We start from the raw sequence: 501 nt of genomic DNA, 5'->3' as shown, positions 1-501 counted from the left end.
AGTTATCGTACCTCCTTCATTTGGAGTACTATTATCAACCGTTTTATTAATCACAAGATCAGCGTCATTATCCACTATAATCTCTTCTTCAAGATCATTGTTGGTCAAATCAGGATCGTCCTGATCCAATGTAACGGTTATTACGTTATTAATCGTATCACCACTTGTACCAACATCTACCGCTGCTAGAATATCTAGTGTGATCGTATCACCGCTATCCAAAGTACCAATCGTCCAATCTCCAGTCGCATCATCATAAGTTCCTGCACTTGGTGTGTCAGATACATAAGTTACTCCAGCTGGTAGCGGATCGTTCACTACTAATGCTGTTGCCTGTGCTGCTCCATTATTAGTAACTGTAATTGTATAGGTTATCGTTTCTCCTTCATTTGGAGTACTGTCATTAACCGTTTTACTAATCACAAGATCAGCGTCATTACCCACTATAATCTCTTCTTCAAGATCATTGTTGGTCAAATCAGGATCGTCCTGATCCAATGT

General features: G+C 39.5%; 1 protein-coding gene. It reads right to left on the bottom strand.

What is annotated here, in order from left to right:
* Window positions 1–501 (bottom strand): DUF11 domain-containing protein (locus J8M14_RS22955; protein ID WP_211077176.1); only part of this gene is annotated, 501 nt, incomplete at both ends.

The sequence above is a fragment of the Aquimarina sp. MMG016 genome (genome assembly GCF_018100805.1).
In the GTDB taxonomy this organism is placed as follows: Bacteria; Bacteroidota; Bacteroidia; order Flavobacteriales; family Flavobacteriaceae; genus Aquimarina.
Note: the sequence above shows the minus strand (reverse complement) of the source record. Positions and strands in the feature narration are given on the sequence as shown.